The organism is Dinoroseobacter sp. S76, assembly GCF_049801095.1.
Lineage (GTDB): Bacteria > Pseudomonadota > Alphaproteobacteria > Rhodobacterales > Rhodobacteraceae > Dinoroseobacter.
In genome coordinates this window covers 553,032-569,212 of sequence record NZ_JBNAGH010000001.1, presented here as the reverse complement: position 1 = coordinate 569,212, position 16,181 = coordinate 553,032, and the positions used below count along the sequence as shown (strand labels likewise).

The 16,181-nt window shown below is 64.4% G+C and carries 17 protein-coding genes; 9 read left to right on the top strand and 8 right to left on the bottom strand.

Annotated features, from left to right (window positions below; genetic code table 11):
• Window positions 1-3 precede the first annotated feature (3 nt).
• On the bottom strand, window positions 4-438 hold the full coding sequence (locus tag ACP153_RS02740) for a DMT family transporter (RefSeq protein WP_424969438.1): 435 nt from the start codon (window positions 436-438) through the stop codon (window positions 4-6).
• 140 nt (window positions 439-578) lie between these two features.
• Here ACP153_RS02740 and ACP153_RS02735 point away from each other — a divergent pair, with 140 nt between their 5' ends.
• Window positions 579-980 carry a c-type cytochrome gene (locus ACP153_RS02735; RefSeq protein WP_424969437.1) on the top strand — a complete coding sequence of 134 codons (402 nt, stop codon included), beginning with the start codon at window positions 579-581 and terminating at the stop codon, window positions 978-980.
• Between the two features lie 741 nt (window positions 981-1,721).
• Window positions 1,722-2,438, top strand: a complete 717-nt coding sequence (locus ACP153_RS02730) for a hypothetical protein (RefSeq protein WP_424969436.1) — start codon at window positions 1,722-1,724, stop codon at window positions 2,436-2,438.
• Window positions 2,439-2,442: 4 nt separating this feature from the next.
• Here ACP153_RS02730 and parE read toward each other — a convergent pair whose 3' ends face one another.
• The 4 genes from parE to ACP153_RS02710 form a co-directional block, all read right to left on the bottom strand.
• The gene (parE, locus tag ACP153_RS02725; RefSeq protein ID WP_424969435.1) at window positions 2,443-4,404 is read right to left on the bottom strand and encodes a DNA topoisomerase IV subunit B; all 1,962 of its coding nucleotides are present in this window, start codon (window positions 4,402-4,404) and stop codon (window positions 2,443-2,445) included.
• A 90-nt stretch (window positions 4,405-4,494) separates the two neighbouring features.
• On the bottom strand, window positions 4,495-4,860 hold the full coding sequence (locus tag ACP153_RS02720; protein WP_424969434.1) for a hypothetical protein: 366 nt from the start codon (window positions 4,858-4,860) through the stop codon (window positions 4,495-4,497).
• Complete coding sequence (locus ACP153_RS02715) at window positions 4,785-6,215, bottom strand: malectin domain-containing carbohydrate-binding protein (RefSeq protein WP_424969433.1); 1,431 nt, start codon at window positions 6,213-6,215, stop codon at window positions 4,785-4,787. Before ACP153_RS02715 ends, ACP153_RS02720 begins: the two co-directional genes overlap by 76 nt.
• 136 nt (window positions 6,216-6,351) lie before the next feature.
• Entirely contained in the window at window positions 6,352-7,209 is an 858-nt protein-coding gene (locus ACP153_RS02710) for a VPLPA-CTERM sorting domain-containing protein (RefSeq protein WP_424969432.1), read from the bottom strand.
• Between the two features lie 439 nt (window positions 7,210-7,648).
• Between ACP153_RS02710 and ACP153_RS02705 the strand changes: the two genes are divergently transcribed.
• From ACP153_RS02705 to ACP153_RS02685, 5 genes are all read left to right on the top strand, one after another.
• Window positions 7,649-8,416, top strand: a complete 768-nt coding sequence (locus tag ACP153_RS02705; protein WP_424969431.1) for a VPLPA-CTERM sorting domain-containing protein — start codon at window positions 7,649-7,651, stop codon at window positions 8,414-8,416.
• 221 nt (window positions 8,417-8,637) lie between these two features.
• Entirely contained in the window at window positions 8,638-9,531 is an 894-nt protein-coding gene (gene ppk2, locus ACP153_RS02700) for a polyphosphate kinase 2 (RefSeq protein ID WP_424969999.1), read from the top strand.
• A 136-nt stretch (window positions 9,532-9,667) separates the two neighbouring features.
• Complete coding sequence (locus ACP153_RS02695; protein WP_424969430.1) at window positions 9,668-10,345, top strand: DUF1007 family protein; 678 nt, start codon at window positions 9,668-9,670, stop codon at window positions 10,343-10,345.
• The gene (locus ACP153_RS02690; protein ID WP_424969429.1) at window positions 10,333-11,322 is read left to right on the top strand and encodes a nickel/cobalt transporter; all 990 of its coding nucleotides are present in this window, start codon (window positions 10,333-10,335) and stop codon (window positions 11,320-11,322) included. The genes ACP153_RS02695 and ACP153_RS02690 overlap by 13 nt, the downstream gene beginning before the upstream one ends.
• Window positions 11,323-11,501: 179 nt before the next feature.
• On the top strand, window positions 11,502-12,872 hold the full coding sequence (locus ACP153_RS02685) for an MATE family efflux transporter (protein ID WP_424969428.1): 1,371 nt from the start codon (window positions 11,502-11,504) through the stop codon (window positions 12,870-12,872).
• A gap of 140 nt (window positions 12,873-13,012) precedes the next feature.
• Here ACP153_RS02685 and ACP153_RS02680 read toward each other — a convergent pair whose 3' ends face one another.
• Window positions 13,013-13,615 (bottom strand): VPLPA-CTERM sorting domain-containing protein, encoded by a 603-nt coding sequence (locus tag ACP153_RS02680; protein ID WP_424969427.1) that lies wholly within the window; start codon window positions 13,613-13,615, stop codon window positions 13,013-13,015.
• Window positions 13,616-14,035: 420 nt separating this feature from the next.
• On the opposite strand from ACP153_RS02680, the gene ACP153_RS02675 reads away from it, so the two are divergent.
• The gene (locus ACP153_RS02675; RefSeq protein WP_424969426.1) at window positions 14,036-14,404 is read left to right on the top strand and encodes a hypothetical protein; all 369 of its coding nucleotides are present in this window, start codon (window positions 14,036-14,038) and stop codon (window positions 14,402-14,404) included.
• Between the two features lie 18 nt (window positions 14,405-14,422).
• On the opposite strand, the gene ACP153_RS02670 is transcribed toward ACP153_RS02675, so the two are convergent.
• Entirely contained in the window at window positions 14,423-14,794 is a 372-nt protein-coding gene (locus ACP153_RS02670) for a winged helix-turn-helix transcriptional regulator (RefSeq protein ID WP_424969425.1), read from the bottom strand.
• 51 nt (window positions 14,795-14,845) lie between these two features.
• Between ACP153_RS02670 and ACP153_RS02665 the strand changes: the two genes are divergently transcribed.
• On the top strand, window positions 14,846-15,751 hold the full coding sequence (locus tag ACP153_RS02665) for a DMT family transporter (protein ID WP_424969424.1): 906 nt from the start codon (window positions 14,846-14,848) through the stop codon (window positions 15,749-15,751).
• Here the strand turns inward: ACP153_RS02665 and ACP153_RS02660 are convergent.
• Window positions 15,748-16,173, bottom strand: a complete 426-nt coding sequence (locus tag ACP153_RS02660) for a hypothetical protein (protein WP_424969423.1) — start codon at window positions 16,171-16,173, stop codon at window positions 15,748-15,750. The genes ACP153_RS02665 and ACP153_RS02660 overlap by 4 nt on opposite strands.
• Window positions 16,174-16,181: the final 8 nt, after the last annotated feature.

Here is a 16,181-nt window from a genome sequence, read left to right as displayed (position 1 = left end):
AACTCAAGCCTTTTGCGTGAGGTAAACGCCGATAATCATGGCGCCAATGCCCAGAGCGCGGGTGAGTTCGAGGGGGGTTTGGCGGGCGCCGAAGAGGCCGAAATGGTCGATCAGGGCGGCGGAGGCGAGCTGTCCCAGGAGCACGAAGAAGATGGCGTTGCCGACCCCGAAGCTGGGCGCGACATAGGTCACGGAGAGCACGTAGAAGGCCACGAAGAGCCCGCCGAGGAACAGGTGCTTGGGCTGGGCGGGCAGGGCGCTGACGCCCTTGGCGCCGGTCACCAGCATGGCTGTGCCTGCGACGGAGACGGCCACCAGAAAGAGTACGAAAGCGGCAGTGGCCGGGGCCCCGATCTGCGCTCCGAGCCGGGCGTTCAAGGCCGCGAGAAGGGGGATGCCAAACCCCGCCAGAAGCATGATGGTCGCCTGTAGGGGCATGGGTGATCTCCTCCGCTCTGCCGGGCGGAGTTTGGCCGGTGCCATCGGGCGGGGCAAGGCCGCTTGAGCGATATCAAGGTGCGCGTGATCGGGTTGGGCTAGGGTTCTTTCTGGGGCGAGGAGACACGCAGGAGGCGAAAATGCGTTGGATTATCGGAGGTTTAACGGGGTTCGCGATGGCGCTGGCGACCAGTGTTACGGCGGATCCAGTGGAGGAAGGGCGGCAGCTCTTCCGGGATTACTGCGTGACCTGCCACGGGATGGAGGCCGTCGGAGATGGCCCGATGACGCAGGTCCTGACGATCTCGCCGCCGGACCTGACCCGGCTCACGGCCGATAGCGACGGGGTCTTCCCCGTGAGCCGCGTGGTGGCGCGGATCGACGGACGGATGCCCGTGCTCGGCCATGGCGGCCCGATGCCGGTGTTCGGCGATCTTTTCGACGGAGAGGCGGGCGCTCTGGACAGCGAAACGGGCGCGCCGATCCTGACCAGCCGGTCCATGGTGGCCGTGGTCGAGTACCTGAAGACCTTGCAGCGCTAGGCGGTGTTTGCGCGGTGGCGCCGGGCGCGTTTTCGGCCCGGGATCCGGTACTCTTTCCGCGCGTTGACGGAGGCCCGTTTTGGGCTGGGTGAGGGCGTCTGACCCCTGTCGGCCCCCTGTCGGACACGTGTCGGGCATCTGTCGGGCATTTTGTCAGACAATCAGGGTTTTCGCGCAATCTCGCGGCGTTTTGCCCGCTCATGAATTGTGCGGAAATGGTTAACAAACCGCGACGCATTCGGCGCATCATTAACCTTTTCCGCGACAGTGATCCGGGGAACTCCGCCTCCGGATGAAGCGATGTGGAGTGTTCGCCCGGCGCGTTGAGGTTCGGTGTTTGCCAGCGATCTGATGCGCCGCAGTGCGGTTATTGTCGGCAGATGTTTGGTAGAGATCTGGCGCGGCGCAACGTCCCTGCCGCAAGTGTCGCGGAGGTGCGGGTTGGTCTGGTGCCGCTTGAGATGGAGCAGTGGATGTTTCAAAGCCCGAACGCGCGGAGCGCCGGGGCCACACCGCTTGGAGTTTATCCGTTTTTGAGTGTCGCCGTTTGAACAGGGCCGCGGCCGGTCCGAGGGTGGTAAGCGCGCAGCGCGTCCGCCCGTGGGGGCGGATCGGACGCGGCCCGGTCTGGCGACCGGGCGTGTAATTGCGCTTGTGCGGTTCCTTTGAAAACATCCTATCGTGTATGCTTAACAACGACAGAGTGTGTTGCTCTCAAAAACAATGTGGAGTTTATACCATATGTCGACAAAAACCTCAGAAGAACGATTGCAAGAACTCAAGGTAACTCTGGGAGATGATTTAGGTGAAGCAGTCTATTGGTTAGATAATGCGATCACCAACGCATACGTAGAACTAAAGATTTTCCATGGCCTTTTCGTTCACTCACCAAAGCGAGTGGACGTACTCAACGAAGCGTCTGGTCTAGTGGCTATGTATGCTTCAAAGGCACTCTGGGACTCGTTGTGCATGGCTCTTTGCCGACTGACAGATCCTAGAAGAACCGCGGGTCACCCGAACTTGTGCCTTGAAAGCCTTGCAATCCATTTCGACGATCATTGTAGAGGAGAGTTTAACGATACCCTTGCTGAAGCAAAGGAGGCTGCAACAAAGTTTCGGGAACGGCGCAACAAAGTTCTCGCACATGCCGATGAGGGAATTGCACTAAGGATCGATGCCCTAGAGGGCAGTAGCTACATTGAAGCAAAGAATTGCTTGGACAAGATCGCTGCATGCATGAACGTTGTTCATTCAAAGTTTCTTGAGAGTACTACAATGTACGATCTGGCGGTATTGGGGCCAAATGATGAGAGAGCTTTCCTCAAGCGCATTTATCTTGGGAATCGCTTTGAAGCCGAAAACTCTGATGCGTTAAAATCCGCTCTTGAAGCGCGCGACTTTAATGAGGTTGAGCGTTTGCGCAAACTAGTTGAAGTTCCCGACTGGGTTCTTTCCTAACCCACTAAACATCCAACTCCTCCACGAACCGGGCGTTCTCCTGGATATACTCGAAGCGCTTCTCCGGTTTCTTGCCCATCAGGCGCTCGACGAGGTCTCCGGTCTCTCCGGGTTCGTCCTCATCAATGCTCACGCGGATCAGTTTCCGGGTTTCGGGGTTCATGGTGGTGTCTTTGAGGTCCTTGGCGTCCATCTCTCCGAGGCCCTTGAAGCGGCTCACGTCGATCTTGCCTTTGCCGCCGAGCCCCTTGTCGAGCCAGGTGTCGCGCTCGCGCTCATCCAGGCAGTAGACCCGTTTCGCGCCTTGGGTCAGGCGGAAGAGGGGCGGGCAGGCGAGGTAGAGGTGGCCCTGGTCGATCATCGGGCGCATCTGGCTGAAGAAGAAGGTCATCAGGAGGGCGGCGATATGGGCGCCGTCCACATCCGCATCGGTCATGATGATGATCTTGTCGTAACGCAGGTCCTCGACATTGAACTTGGTGCCGAGGCCGACTCCGAGGGCCTGGGTGAGGTCGCTGATCTCCTGGTTGGAGCCGAGCTTTGACGAGGCCGCCCCGAGGACGTTGAGGATCTTGCCGCGCAGGGGGAGGAGGGCCTGGGTCTTGCGGTCCCGGGCCATTTTGGCGGAGCCGCCGGCGCTGTCGCCCTCGACGATGAAGAGTTCCGTGCCCGCGCGGTTGGTGGCCGAGCAGTCGACCAGTTTGCCGGGCAGGCGCAGGCGCTTGGTGGCGGATTTGCGGGCGGTTTCCTTTTCTTGGCGGCGGCGGAGGCGTTCCTCGGCGCGCAGGACAAGGAAGTCGAGGATGGCGCCTGCGGATTTGGTGTCGGCGGCGAGCCAGTTGTCGAAATGGTCGCGGACGGCGTTTTCGACCATGCGTTGGGCCTCGACCGTGGCGAGGCGGTCCTTGGTCTGGCCGACGAATTCGGGCTCGCGGATGAAGCAGGAGACGAGGGCGCCGGCGCCGGTGGTCAGGTCCTCGCGGGTGATGGTGCCGGCCTTCTTGTTGTTCACCAGCTCGCCATAGGCCTTGATGCCCTTGAGGATGGCGGCCCAGAAGCCGGCCTCATGGGTGCCGCCCTCGGGGGTGGGGACTGTGTTGCAGTAGGACTGGATGAAGCCGTCGCGGGCCGGGGTCCAGTTGATCGCCCATTCGACCTTGCCGGGGCGGCCGAACTTGTCGAAGGTGACGGTGCCCGCGAAGGGGGCGTCTGCATAGGTGGCGGCCTGGCCGAGGGTTTCGGAGAGGTAGTCCGAGAGCCCGCCGGGGAAGTGGAAGGTCGCTTCGGCGGGGGTGTCGCCGTCATCAATGGCGGTTTTCCAGCGGATCTCGACCCCGGAGAACAGATACGCCTTGGAGCGAGCCATCTTGAAGAGGCGCGCGGGCTTGAGGTGGAGCGAGCCGAAGATTTCAGGGTCCGGGTGGAAGGTCACGGCGGTGCCCCGGCGGTTCGGGGCCGCGCCGATCTTTTCCAGCGGACCGCGCGGGACGCCTTGGGAGAACTCCATGGCATAGAGCTCGCGGTTCCGGGCGACCTCGACCCGCAAGTGATCCGAGAGCGCGTTGACCACGGAGGAGCCGACGCCGTGCAGACCGCCGGAGGTCTCGTAATTGTCGCCGGAGAACTTACCGCCCGCATTCAGGGTGCAGAAGATGATCTCCAGCGCGGACTTTTTCGGATCCTTGGGGTGCGGCCCGGTGGGGATGCCGCGCCCGTTGTCGCGCACGGAGACATGGCCGTTTTCGTGCAGCTCCACCTCGATCCAGGTGGCGTGACCGGCCACGGCCTCATCCATGGAGTTGTCGATGATCTCGGCCACCATGTGGTGCAGGGCGCGGTCGTCCTTGCCGCCGATATACATGCCGGGACGGAGGCGCACATGCTCCATATCCTCGAGCACCTGGATCGAGGAAGCGTCATAGGAAGATGCGTCGGGCTGTGCACCCGAAAGAAGATCGTCGGCCATGGCTGTCACTGCTCTTTTTGGTGTTTCGCCCAGTATGGCAGGGCCAAGGCGGGGTGGGAAGTGGCAGTGCGGGCGGAGTCTGGCCGGATTTCAGAGTTCCGGCTCGATCGCCTGCTGCGCGTCTTCCGTCTCAGTCCGCGCGGCGCTCTTTTCGAGGATTTCCGCGACGCGGGCCTCCCAGTCGCGCGTCTCGAAATCCCAGACTGCCTCGGTCAGAGGGGCGTTGTCGGCCAGCATGAATTGCATGGCCTCAATCCTGGGGCCGTCTTGCAGGACGTTGTGCGTGACCTGGAAATAGAGGCCGCAGCCGTGCCGCCATGCGATGCCGGTGCTGAGGGGGCGACCGACCTGCGCACCCGGAAAGCGGTAGACTTGCCCCTTCAGAGCAGGCAGCGAGACCTGGGCCGCCAGCGGGCCGTTGCAGGCCTCGGTGTGTCGACTGCCATCCGGAGCCATCGCCCAGTCCACCCCGATCGGGATGCGGGTGGAGCCACCGTGAAGGGCGATGACCGGGGACCGCTCAGGCCCGTATTTTCGCGCAGGGCGGCCATGGTCGTGTCGTAAAGAGGTTGCTGGTCCGCGGCCGGGATCCAACGCCGGAGCAGCGCGATGGGCCGGGCGTCGGGGCCATTCCCAACCGTGTAGGCCATGTAGTGCTCGCCCGCGTAACCGAACAACGACTGCGGCATCCCGATCGTGTGGTAGTAGATGTCGTTGCCCGTGCCCTCGGTCGTCCAGTCCGTTGTCGGCTGGCCCAGATCCGCAAGCCGGGCGGCGACCTGCGCCTGTTGCTCGGCCCATGTGGCGGCCAGAGTGATACCGGCCGTTTCAAAAGGAAAGTCATCCGGACGGGTGGACGGGGCAAGCGGCATCGACACCAGCTTGGGCATGTCGAACCCCCAGTCGCGCCCGTTGATCGCCATCGCGAAACGGATGTTGCCCTCTGGCCCTTCATCAAGCCGTGGGTCGCCGAGGGCGGCGTCCGAAATGCCGATGCAGGAGACCCCGAGAAGGGGCATCTGCGAGGGATGGGACGCAGGGCCGAAAGCGGCGTCGCAGCTTAGAGTGCCTGAGCGCAGATGCAGGATCGCGCCTTGCTCCGTTGACGTGAACACATGCCGAAAGGCGCGACGCTGCTGGTCCTGGTAGGGCAGTTCCCAAACCCCTTGCCAGCGCAGGCGCTCGGCCATTTCGGCAGCTTCGCGCCGGGCGGCCTGTTTGGCTTCGGCGTCCGCAACCTTGGCGGCGCAGTCTCCGTCACCACCCGCGCAGCGCAGGACCACGGCAGAGAGGATCGCGTTGTCCACCTCGGTCAGGACCCGCAGGTCGAGGCGGTTCGGATCCCCCGACCGTGCCGGGTCGATCCCGGTCAGGCGCAGGATCTGCGGCACATTGGGATCGCCGCCCGAGGCGGCAAGGACGTCGAAGCCGCTGCGCAGAACCTCGCCCTCCACCTCGATCGTCATGAGGCGGCGTCCGGCATCGGGCCACCAGCCTTCCATGAAATAGAGGTCCACCGTCACCGGCGCGTCCGCCACGGGGCCCGACCACGCCACCTCGCCCCCCCAGCGCATGGAGGCAAAGGGCGTGTCCAGCAGTGCCTCCTGCAGGCCATTTGGCCCGCTATTGCTCGCACTCTCGGTCCCTGTATTGCCCGTGGCACTGCCATCATCGGGCGCAAAGACAATGCCGTCATAGGTCATGGCCGGCCCGGCAAGATTTGTGGCGGAGAGGATGGGGCCTGGCTCTGCCGCGCTGGTCAGTGCGGGAAAACAGCAGAGATATCCGGCGAAGAAAAGAGCAGTGCGCATCAAAGATCCCTCGGAAAAAACTGGTTTGGAGGGAGTTGAGTGCTGATCACAACAGGGGAAAGTCGCCGTTATGCCGCGTGCTCTGGAAACCGGGTCTGGCCGCGCGGAAGGCGGGCCAGACCAAAGAGCGGGACGGTCAGGCGCGTGTCCGGCGCATGGCGCCGATCAGGCCCATTCCGGCCAGCAACAGGGGCAGGGAGGCGGGCAGCGGCACCGGCGCGACCACCGGATCGGCGTCGATCGACAGCTCCCAGCCGCGCACATTGTTCGACGGCGCGCCGGTGGAGCCCCAGACCAGCTCGAACCCTTCGAGGTCCCCGCCGGTGGAGAAGGTCGCCACGAAATCCTCTTCATTCAGGCCTTGGCCCGGTTTGAAGTTCGGTTCGTTCTTCCATTCTTCACCGGGCACGAACTCCTGATCGAGCCGTGCATAATTGATGTCTTCGCCATCCCCATCGGTCAGGGGCGCGTCGGAGGCGAGAAAGCCGCCTTCCTCCAGCGCAGCGCCGAGGCCGACGATCTCGGCATTCACGCCGACCACATCGGTGAAATTGGCGCGTCCGCCCGTGCCGAAATTGCTGTCGATGTCGAAGACGTTGATGAACTTGGCGCCGACAACCGTGGTGCTGACCCCATTGGTGTTCACGGTGGTCAGGGTGTCATCCTCGACAAAGGTGAATTGCAGGTGCTTCCACTCGTTCACGCCCTGGACGTTGATGGTCGAGGCGGAGGCGCCATCGCTGAGGCCGAGCACTTCGACCCGCGCGTCATAGGTGTCGCCATTGCCATCGACGAAGCTGGCATTCTCCAGCTTGTAGACGGTGCCCACCTGCAGGTTGTTCAGGAAGTCGATCCCGGCGGGCGTTGTGCCGCTGGTCACTCCTGCGCAGCCGCTGATGCAGGTGGCATTGCTGGTATTGATGGTGGCTGCGCCCGCGCTGGTGGCAGCGGCGCAGATCAGGCCCAGGAGGGCCGGTAGCTGTTTGGTCAACATGATACTCTCGTCAATAGGTGCTCTACGCGGAGGCCAGAAACATCGCCTCGCGGGGGTATCGTTAGAGTTTTAGGCGAATGATGTCCATATCGTTGGTACTGTTGTATGCAACAAGGGGGGGGTAGATATCGAGTGGCGAGGCGTGCGGTGCTGGAGCTCCTCAGAGCAATTTGGACGTCAGGTATCTGTTTTTATTTCATAATCATGGACGGAAGGTGAGTGAAGGTGCCCGTGCCGACGGACCTTGCCGCGATCTGCGTCTCTGTCGCGCCGCCGGGACTGCGTATCCGAGTGCAATGAAATCCGCTGATTTCCCCGGAATTGTCGCGAATTCGCGCTGTTAACGTAAACACCTAAAAAAACTGTCTAAAGTTTTCGGAGACTGGTACCTAGCGGGCTCTGTGTAGAGTTCCTGTTTTTTACGAGTGGATGAGTTCCCATGTCCTACAAAACCTCCCTGGTGGCGGCAGCTTTGGCTGTTGCTGTGCCGATGGCGCCCGCCTTTGCGGCCTCCATCGCCGTGACCGAATACAACCCCGCCGTGTTCAGCATCGTTGAAGGCACCATTGCCTCCACCGGCGAAGATTTCGAAACCCTGGGTGCAAATCTCGGTGAAGGTGAAGTCGGCAGTGACTTCAGCACCGCCGTGGGCACGTTCAACACCCTGGGCGGCACCGGCACGGGCGGCACCGTGTCCAACCTGCCGGGCAATACGGGCACCGAGCTCGCCCTGCGCGACGGCAACACCTATGGCCGCTACAACACCCAGCCGCTGGATGGCGATTGGTATCTCGACAGCAATGACACCTATGGCATCGACTGGGATGTCTCCACCGGCTCGACCTTTAACACCGTGGTCTTCACCCTGGTGGACGGCTCCGACACGGGCGCCTTCCTGCGGATCACCTCTGACACCGACACGTTCGAGCAGCGCGTGGGCGGCAAGCTGTCCAACGGCAACGCCTCGATCGTGGTGGTGAGCTTTGACACGCTGGTCACCGACGCGGTGATCGAGATCGGCAACTACACCAGCAATGGCAGCACCCTGCGCACCAATGATGGCTTTGCCATCGACGGTCTGCGTGTGGGCACCGACAACCGCCTGATCCAGGAGCCGCCCGCCCCCGTGCCGCTGCCGGCCTCCGGCCTGCTGCTGATCGGCGCCTTGGCCGCCACGGGCTGGCGCGCCCGCAATCGTCAGGGCTGAGACTGAGCTCACGGAACGGCCCCTGACGTGCTCCGCCCCACCTGGATGTTCCGGGTGGGGTTTTTGCTTTTCCGGGCTCGCTGGGGACTTGTGACAGTTTTTTGACGCGGGTTGATCCGGGTCAAGGCGCGCGGCGCGGGGACGGGATAGGGCTGGCTCGACCGATGAGAGGAGCCCCCATGGCACAGACCACGCCCACACCAAAGACCGACAAGACCGCGATGAATGGCGCAAAGGTCGCCGCGAGCGAGACCGCCGTCCCCACGCCCGAGGCAATTCGCCAGGCCTTTGAGACCGGGCGTTATCCGTACCGGCGCAAGATGGGGCGCCGCTCCTACGAGGCCGAAAAGGCGCAGCTGCAGGCCGAATTGCTCAAGGTGCAGCTCTGGGCGCAAGAGACCGGCCAGAAATTCGTGATGCTCTTTGAGGGGCGCGATGCGGCGGGCAAGGGCGGGACCATCAAGCGGTTCACCGAGCACCTGAACCCGCGCGCGGCCCGGGTCGTGGCCCTGAACAAACCCACGGATGAAGAGCGCGGCCAGTGGTACTACCAGCGCTATATCAACCATCTGCCCACGGCGGGTGAGATCGTGCTCTATGACCGGTCCTGGTATAACCGCGCCGGTGTGGAGCGGGTGATGGGGTTCTGCACCCCGAACGAATACCTCGAATTCATGCGCCAGACCCCGGATTTCGAGCGGATGCTGACGCGCTCGGGGGTCCGGCTTTACAAATACTGGTTCTCGGTGACCCAGGCCGAACAGAAGCGCCGCTTTGACAGCCGCGCGACCGACCCGCTCAAGCGGTGGAAGCTGTCGCCGATCGACAAGGCGAGCCTCGACAAATGGGATGACTATACCGAGGCGAAGGAGGCGATGTTCTTCTACACCAACACCGCCGATGCGCCCTGGACCATCGTCAAATCCAACGACAAGAAGCGCGCGCGCCTCAACTGCATGCGCCACTTCCTGTCGACCCTGGACTATCCGGACAAGGATCTCAGCATCGCGACACCGCCCGATCCGCTGATCGTGGGCGGGGCGGGCCATGTGGTTCATTCCTCCGAACACATTCTGGGCGCGTCCCTGCACCCGGATGCGCGTCGCAAGAACTGACGCCAAGGATCCTCCCTGGCGCGCCTGAACGGGCGCGTCCTGTTCCCCCGCGCCGTGCTGGCGTGGGGGTTTTGTTTGCGCGAGATGCCGCGCAGCGGCGATTGCATGCGGACCGGGAGGCGCTTATCTCTGGCCCATGGAGAGCCTCCGCACCATATCCCGCGCTGCCTTGCTCGCTTCGACCCTGGCGGTCGCGGGCGCGCCGGTGGTTGCCCATCCGCACATCTTCATCGATGCCGGGGTGACCCTTGTCTTTGATGAGGCGGGCAAGCTTGGGGCCGTGCGGATTGTCTGGGCCTATGATGACCTGTTTTCCCTTTTTGTCCTTGAAGACCAGGGACTGGATCCGGATTTCGACGGGATCCTGACCGAGACCGAGGTGGCGCGCCTCTCGGGTTTTGACATGAACTGGGATGCGGAGTTCGAGGGCGACAGCTATCTGCTCCTGGGAGAGGCGGCGCTGCCGCTTTCCCGACCGTTGGAATGGGACGCCACCTATGGCGAGGGTCGGGTGGTGAGCACCCATCTGCGGGCGCTCGAGACCCGGGTCGCCATAGGGGCGGAGCCGCTGATCCTGCAGATTTATGACCCGACCTATTACACGTCTTACGAGATCAACCTGCCCGTGCGGCTCGAGAACGCGCCCGACGGGTGCAGCGCTCAGGTCTATGTGCCGGAGCCCGGCGCGGCCTCGGCCCAACTGCGCGCCGCGCTTGAAGAGTTCAGCGGCAGTTTTGACCCCTTTCTGGAGGTTGGCTTTCCCGCCGTCGGCGCGCTTTTCAGCCATGAGGTTCGCGTGACATGCGCGCCCTAGCTGCCGCGATTGCGCTGGCGCTGCTGGCGGGGCTGGTGCTGCTCTTGTGGGGCGGCGGGGCCGAGGCGATCGGCTATTGGGCCGCGGGGCAGCAACGGGAGGTGCAGAATGCGCTGGCCGCACAGCTGCGCGCCCTGCGGGCGGGATCGCCCGGGGCGTTGATCGGGTTTCTTGGCGTGTGCTTTGCCTACGGGTTTTTCCACGCGGCGGGGCCGGGCCATGGCAAGGTGGTGATCGGCGGCTACGGGGTGGCGCGGCGGATCACCATGCTGCGGCTGGGGGCGATTGCGCTGGTGGCGAGCCTGGGGCAGGCGGTGACGGCGATCCTGTTGGTGGGTGTCGGCGCCTTCGTGCTGCAAGCCAGCACGGCGCAGATGACTGGGCTCGCCGAGAGCTGGTTTGCGCCGGCAAGCGCGTTTGCCATCCTGCTCCTCGGGCTGTGGCTGGTCTGGCGCGGGGCGCGGCGGTTGCACCAGGCGCTGGCGCCGGTCCCGACGCCGGCCCTCGCGCCCGCGGGCGGCGCGCCGGAGCATCATCTGGCCCGGGATTTCGCCCGCGCGCAGAGTGGCGGGGCGCCGCATCAGCACAACGCAACGGCCCCGGGAGCGGTCTGCGAGACCTGTGGCCATGTGCATGCGCCGGATCCGCAGGCGGTGCTGTCCGCGCGCAGCTGGCGCGAGATCCTCGCCCTGATCGCGGCCGTGGCGATCCGCCCCTGCACCGGTGCGCTTTTTGTGCTGATCCTCGGGATCCGCTTTCAGATCGCCCCGGCGGCGATTGCCGGAACATTCGCCATGGCGCTGGGCACGGCGAGCGTGACGATCGCGGTGGCGGTCCTGTCCACGGGGCTGCGCGACAGCAGCCTCCTGGCCGCCGGGGGCTGGGGCCGGGCGCGTCATCTGGGCAGTGTGCTGGAGGTCGCGGCAGGGCTCCTCGTGGCGCTGCTGGCCTGGGGGTTGTTGCGCGGCGGTTTTTGACGGACCGGGCACGGTCCGTTTCGCGCGGGCCGGGCGACATGCCATCCCGGCCCGGATCTCGGGGCGGATCCGCGCCCGTGCGCGCGTCCGCAGCCCCAACGGGGCTGCCACCGGCATAATCCGGCCCGCCGGGCGAGATGAGGCCTTGAGATGCTGGCCCCTTGGTCCTACGAGGCCCTATGACCACCCCGCTCACCTCCCTCGGCCATGCGCGCTCGATCCTCGTTCTGGGGTTGCCCCTGATCGGCAGCCACATGGCGCAGATCGCGATCTCGGCCACGGATACGGTGATGCTCGGCTGGTATTCCGCCGAGGCGCTGGCGGCGGTGGTGCTCGGCTCCATGACCGTGTTCTTCGCGCTGCTGATCGTCGGTTCGGGCTTTGCCTGGGCGGTGATGCCCATGGTGGCCGAGGCCGCGGCGCGGGGCGATGACACCCAGGTGCGCCGGGTGACCCGGATGGGGTTCTGGCTCGTGCTGATCTTTGCCGCCGTGGTTACGCCGCCGATGGTCTGGTCCGCCCCTTGGCTGATCCTGCTGGGGCAGGATCCGGACACGGCACACCTCGCACAGGACTACCTGCGGATCGCCGGGCTCGCCATGGCGCCGGGCCTGCTGGTCATGGTCCTCAAAGGCTATCTCTCCGCGCTGGAGCGGACGCAGATCGTGCTCTGGGTGACCATTGGCGCGGCGGTGATCAACGCCTTCCTGAACTATGTGCTGATCTTCGGGCGGTTCGGAGCGCCCGAGCTCGGGGTCCAGGGGGCGGCCTTGGCCTCGCTCTCGCTGCACCTCGCCTCGCTTGTGGCGCTTGTCATCTACACAAGGCGCGAGCTTCCGCAGCACGACCTCTTTCGTCGCCTCTGGGTGCCGGACTGGACAGCGTTCCGCGCGGTCTATCGCCTGGGCTGGCCGATCAGCATCACGAGTTTCTCCGAGAGCGGTCTCTTCGCCGCCTCCGCCATGATGATGGGGGCGATTGGCACGCTGGAGCTGGCGGCCCATGGGATTGCGCTGCAGATGGCGGCGCTGACCTTCATGGTCCATGTGGGCCTCAGCCAGGCGGCGACCGTCCGAGCCGGGCGCGCGCTGGGGCAGGGGGATATCGCCGGGCTCAAGCGCGGCGGGCGCGTGGCAATTGCGCTTTCCGTGGGCTTCTCGGTGGCGACGATCTGCCTCTTTGTGGCGATCCCGGAAGTGCTGATCGGGGCCTTCCTGTCGCCCGATGATCCCAGCCGGACCGAGATCCTCGCGATCGGGGTGACGCTCCTCTACATGGCGGCGCTCTTCCAGTTTGCGGATGGGGCTCAAGTCATGGCGCTGGGCCTCTTGCGCGGCGTGCAGGACACCAAGGTGCCGATGATCATCGCGGCGATCTCTTATTGGGGGATCGGCTTGCCGGTGGGCTTCGGCTTGGGTTTCTATACGCCCCTGCGCGAGATCGGCATCTGGCTCGGCCTCGTGGTGGGGCTGGCCATAGCGGGGATCCTGCTGATGTTGCGCTTCTGGGGGCGCAGGGGCTGGCAAGGGCAGCTCGCCGAGGCGGGATGACGCCGGCCCTCGGAACAGGCGGCAATAGAAAAACCGCCGGCGCGATGCGTCGGCGGTCTTGATCTCAAAGGCCCGGGCGGCTGGCTCGGGTCAGGCGGTCTGACCCGATTAACCCGCCCGAGGCGATCTTATGTCAGCGCTCAGGCCGTCTTGCGACGACGCACAGCACCCAGACCGGCCATGGCCGTACCCAGCAGGAGCAGACCTGCCGGCAGCGGCACCGGAGAGACCCGGACGGAGTCGATATCGAAACCACCGGTTGCCAGGTTGGTCACGGTGGTGTCCGTGAACCGAAGGGTGTTGTAGGGGCCGCCCGCGAAGGTGAAGCTCACCCCGACAGGGCCTTGCGCGTCCGCATTGCTGATCGACACCTGATCGATGGCCACAAAGGAGCTCGCATCTCCGGCGATGCCGGCGAAGATTTCAACAGATTCCGGGTGGTTGGCCGGGTCGCCGAAGGTCACTTCGACCACCGTGCCCCCATCCAGGAACCGGGCCCCGAATGTGAGATCGACCGTGCTGCCCAGGCCGATTTCAAAGAACTGGCCATCCACGGCGCCCAGAGCGTTCAGGGCGTTGTCCCGGCCATTCAACGTGCCGCGTGCCGCAGCATCATCATAGGTGATTGTGGTTGCATAGCCGTTGTCGAAGCCACCCGGGCCTTCGGTTACGGTTGCGGCGGATGCGGTGGACCCAGCCAACACAGCGCCAACCAGCGCAATTGCGCCGTACGTCGTCTTCATAACTTACCTCGTTACTCAAGGAACACTAGAGATGTCAGCAGTCTCTCATATCGCTGACACGAAGCATATTTTATTCAAAAACGAACTTTGGTGACGGTTAACTGGATCACATTTCCGGTGCAGTCCTCGGGCGTTTGACGAGATTGTTTCTGGCTAAAGCGGGGTCACACAGCGTTCCTGGTTAACAGCGGAGGCTTTTGGGCGGAACGGCTTATGGCGCGCTGCGCTCCCCCTCCGACTCAGTCCGATTTTCCGAGCACAGGCCCCTTGGAATACCGACTCGCAAAAAGTAGTTGCTATGTAAAATAATTTGGCTATTAGTTTACGTGTAATCTAAATTGCAGGGCAGGGCTGGCATGTGTTGGGCGGGGCAGGGGCCGCGTCCTTGCGCCGGAGCCATGCCCGCAGAAGGAGATCGAGATGACCAAGAAGGTTCTGATGGTGGGCTGGCACCCGAGTGTTGTGGACTACGCGAAATACCCGGGGCTGACGCCGGAGCGGCTCGAAGGCGCGCTCCGGTCGGATGAAGCGGCGCTCAACGCGGCGGGCTACGCGGCGGAGATCGGCTTCATCCGGGATGGCGAGACAGCGATGGATCAGCTCGCGGAGGCTTTGGCCCAGACCTCCTATGATGTCGTGCTGATCGGCGCAGGGGTGCGCAAGGATGACGACCACTTCCTGGTCTTCGAAAAGCTGGTCAATCTCGTCCATGCCGCAGCGCCGGGCGCAAAGATCGCGTTCAACACCGGTCCCACGGATTCCGAAGCCGCCATCCGGCGCTGGGCCTGACCGCGTCGGTCCGGGGGCTCAGCCCTCGGGCGCGCCCATGCGCGGGGCCCAGTCCATGGCCCAATCTCCCAGCGGCTCCAGCACCTGAAACAGGGCGCGCCCATCGGCTGTGAGCGCGTAGCCATCGGGGGCTTTCTCGACCAGGCCTGCGGCGCGGAGCTCCTTGAGCCGGGTGTTCAGCACCGTGGGGGAGGCCGAGCCGCAGCGCGCTTGCAGATCGCGAAAGGTGCGGTTGGTCTCCGAGAGGTTCCACAGGATCCCCATGGCCCAGCGGCGCCCCAGAAGATCAAAGAGCACCATGATCGGCTGTCCGCTGGTCGAGCCACGCACGGGGGTTCCGGGGCGCGGCAAGAGGGCCTCGGGCGGGGTGGGTTTGGTGTTGCTACTCATTTAGTAGCGCTCTATGCTACACATAATGTAGCATTCCATGAGCACCCCCCGATGACAAGCCCCAGTCCGCCCCTGCCGCGCGCCTCTCTGCGTGATCTCTGCCTCTGGCTGGCGCTCGCTGGGGCGTGGAGCTCCTCCTATGTGGTCATCAAGCTCGGGGTGGCGACACTCGATCCGATGCTGCTGGTGGCCGGGCGGATGGTGGTGGGGATGCTGGCGCTCACCGGGATCTTCTTTGCCCTGGGCCATAGCCTGTCCAGGCACCCGGCGGATTGGCTGTCCTATGGCATCACGGGGCTTTTGGGCAGCGTCGTCCCCTTCCTGTTGATCACCTATGGCGAAACGGTGGTGGACAGCGCGCTCGCGGCGATCCTCATGGGGGTGTCACCCGTGGCGACGGCGCTGCTCGCGGCCATGGCGCTGCCGGATGAGCGGTTGAGCGGGCGCGTGGTCGTTGGGCTCGGCGGGGCGCTGTTCGGGGTCATCCTGCTGGCGGGGCCCGATGCGCTGTCGGGGCTGGGTGCACAGTTTGCCGGACAAGGGGCGATTCTTGGCGCGACGCTCTGCTATGCGCTCTCCACCGTCTATATCCGCCGTTGGGTACGGCGCCCGCCGATGGAAATGGCGGCGGGATCCGCGCTGGTCGGCACTGGGATGCTGCTGCTGGCGGTGCTGCTCAGTGGCGTGCGGCCGGGGGGCGGGGATCTGACGCCGGTGGCGCTTGGCGCTGTGCTCTATCTCGGGCTGGTCTCCACCGCGGCGGCGAACCTTGTCTATTTCTATCTTGTGCCCCGGCTTGGCGCGACGCGCATGTCGCAAGTGAATTTCGCCGTGCCCGTGGGAGGCGCGCTGCTTGGGGTGGGGCTGCTGGGGGAGCGGCTCGCGCCGCTGCAATGGGGCGCCCTGATGGTGATCATCGGATCCGTCTGGCTGACGACATCCCGCCGCCGCGCCTAGGAAGGGTCCTTCTCGGCCCGGGCGGCGTCCATCACCCGATCGGCCTTCTTGCGCACGAGGATCGAGCGCAGGTCATGCATGGTCAGGAGGAGCGTGTCGGTCACCTCCTCAAGCTGCTCTGGCGTTGCCTTGGATTGCACCCATTGCGCGGTCAGGTTCAGGAAATCCACCGTCCGGTGCACATCATCCAGATGCCGCGCCTCAAGGGTTTCGCGGCGCGCGGCGATCCAGTCTTCGATCGCCGCGTGCTCGGCTTCGGTGATCTCGCGCTGCCCTTGTGGCTTGATGTCCCCGTTGCGCAGGTTCAGCGACGCAATCGGGGTCATGTCCAGCCGGTTCTGGCGGGTTTCGGTCGTGACCCGAAACACCAGCGCGCCATTCTCTTTGACGCGAAAGAACAGCTCCGGCAGCGTGATGCTCACCGCCTGGC

Bases quoted from the DNA above. Each gene is read 5' to 3' on its own strand.
- ACP153_RS02740 (WP_424969438.1), bottom strand. From the start codon at position 438: ATGCCCCTACAGGCGACCATCATGCTTCTGGCGGGGTTTGGCATCCCC.
- ACP153_RS02735 (WP_424969437.1), top strand. From the start codon at position 579: ATGCGTTGGATTATCGGAGGTTTAACGGGGTTCGCGATGGCGCTGGCG.
- ACP153_RS02730 (WP_424969436.1), top strand. From the start codon at position 1,722: ATGTCGACAAAAACCTCAGAAGAACGATTGCAAGAACTCAAGGTAACT.
- parE (WP_424969435.1), bottom strand. From the start codon at position 4,404: ATGGCCGACGATCTTCTTTCGGGTGCACAGCCCGACGCATCTTCCTAT.
- ACP153_RS02720 (WP_424969434.1), bottom strand. From the start codon at position 4,860: ATGGCTCCGGATGGCAGTCGACACACCGAGGCCTGCAACGGCCCGCTG.
- ACP153_RS02715 (WP_424969433.1), bottom strand. From the start codon at position 6,215: ATGCGCACTGCTCTTTTCTTCGCCGGATATCTCTGCTGTTTTCCCGCA.
- ACP153_RS02710 (WP_424969432.1), bottom strand. From the start codon at position 7,209: ATGTTGACCAAACAGCTACCGGCCCTCCTGGGCCTGATCTGCGCCGCT.
- ACP153_RS02705 (WP_424969431.1), top strand. From the start codon at position 7,649: ATGTCCTACAAAACCTCCCTGGTGGCGGCAGCTTTGGCTGTTGCTGTG.
- ppk2 (WP_424969999.1), top strand. From the start codon at position 8,638: ATGAATGGCGCAAAGGTCGCCGCGAGCGAGACCGCCGTCCCCACGCCC.
- ACP153_RS02695 (WP_424969430.1), top strand. From the start codon at position 9,668: ATGGAGAGCCTCCGCACCATATCCCGCGCTGCCTTGCTCGCTTCGACC.
- ACP153_RS02690 (WP_424969429.1), top strand. From the start codon at position 10,333: ATGCGCGCCCTAGCTGCCGCGATTGCGCTGGCGCTGCTGGCGGGGCTG.
- ACP153_RS02685 (WP_424969428.1), top strand. From the start codon at position 11,502: ATGACCACCCCGCTCACCTCCCTCGGCCATGCGCGCTCGATCCTCGTT.
- ACP153_RS02680 (WP_424969427.1), bottom strand. From the start codon at position 13,615: ATGAAGACGACGTACGGCGCAATTGCGCTGGTTGGCGCTGTGTTGGCT.
- ACP153_RS02675 (WP_424969426.1), top strand. From the start codon at position 14,036: ATGACCAAGAAGGTTCTGATGGTGGGCTGGCACCCGAGTGTTGTGGAC.
- ACP153_RS02670 (WP_424969425.1), bottom strand. From the start codon at position 14,794: ATGAGTAGCAACACCAAACCCACCCCGCCCGAGGCCCTCTTGCCGCGC.
- ACP153_RS02665 (WP_424969424.1), top strand. From the start codon at position 14,846: ATGACAAGCCCCAGTCCGCCCCTGCCGCGCGCCTCTCTGCGTGATCTC.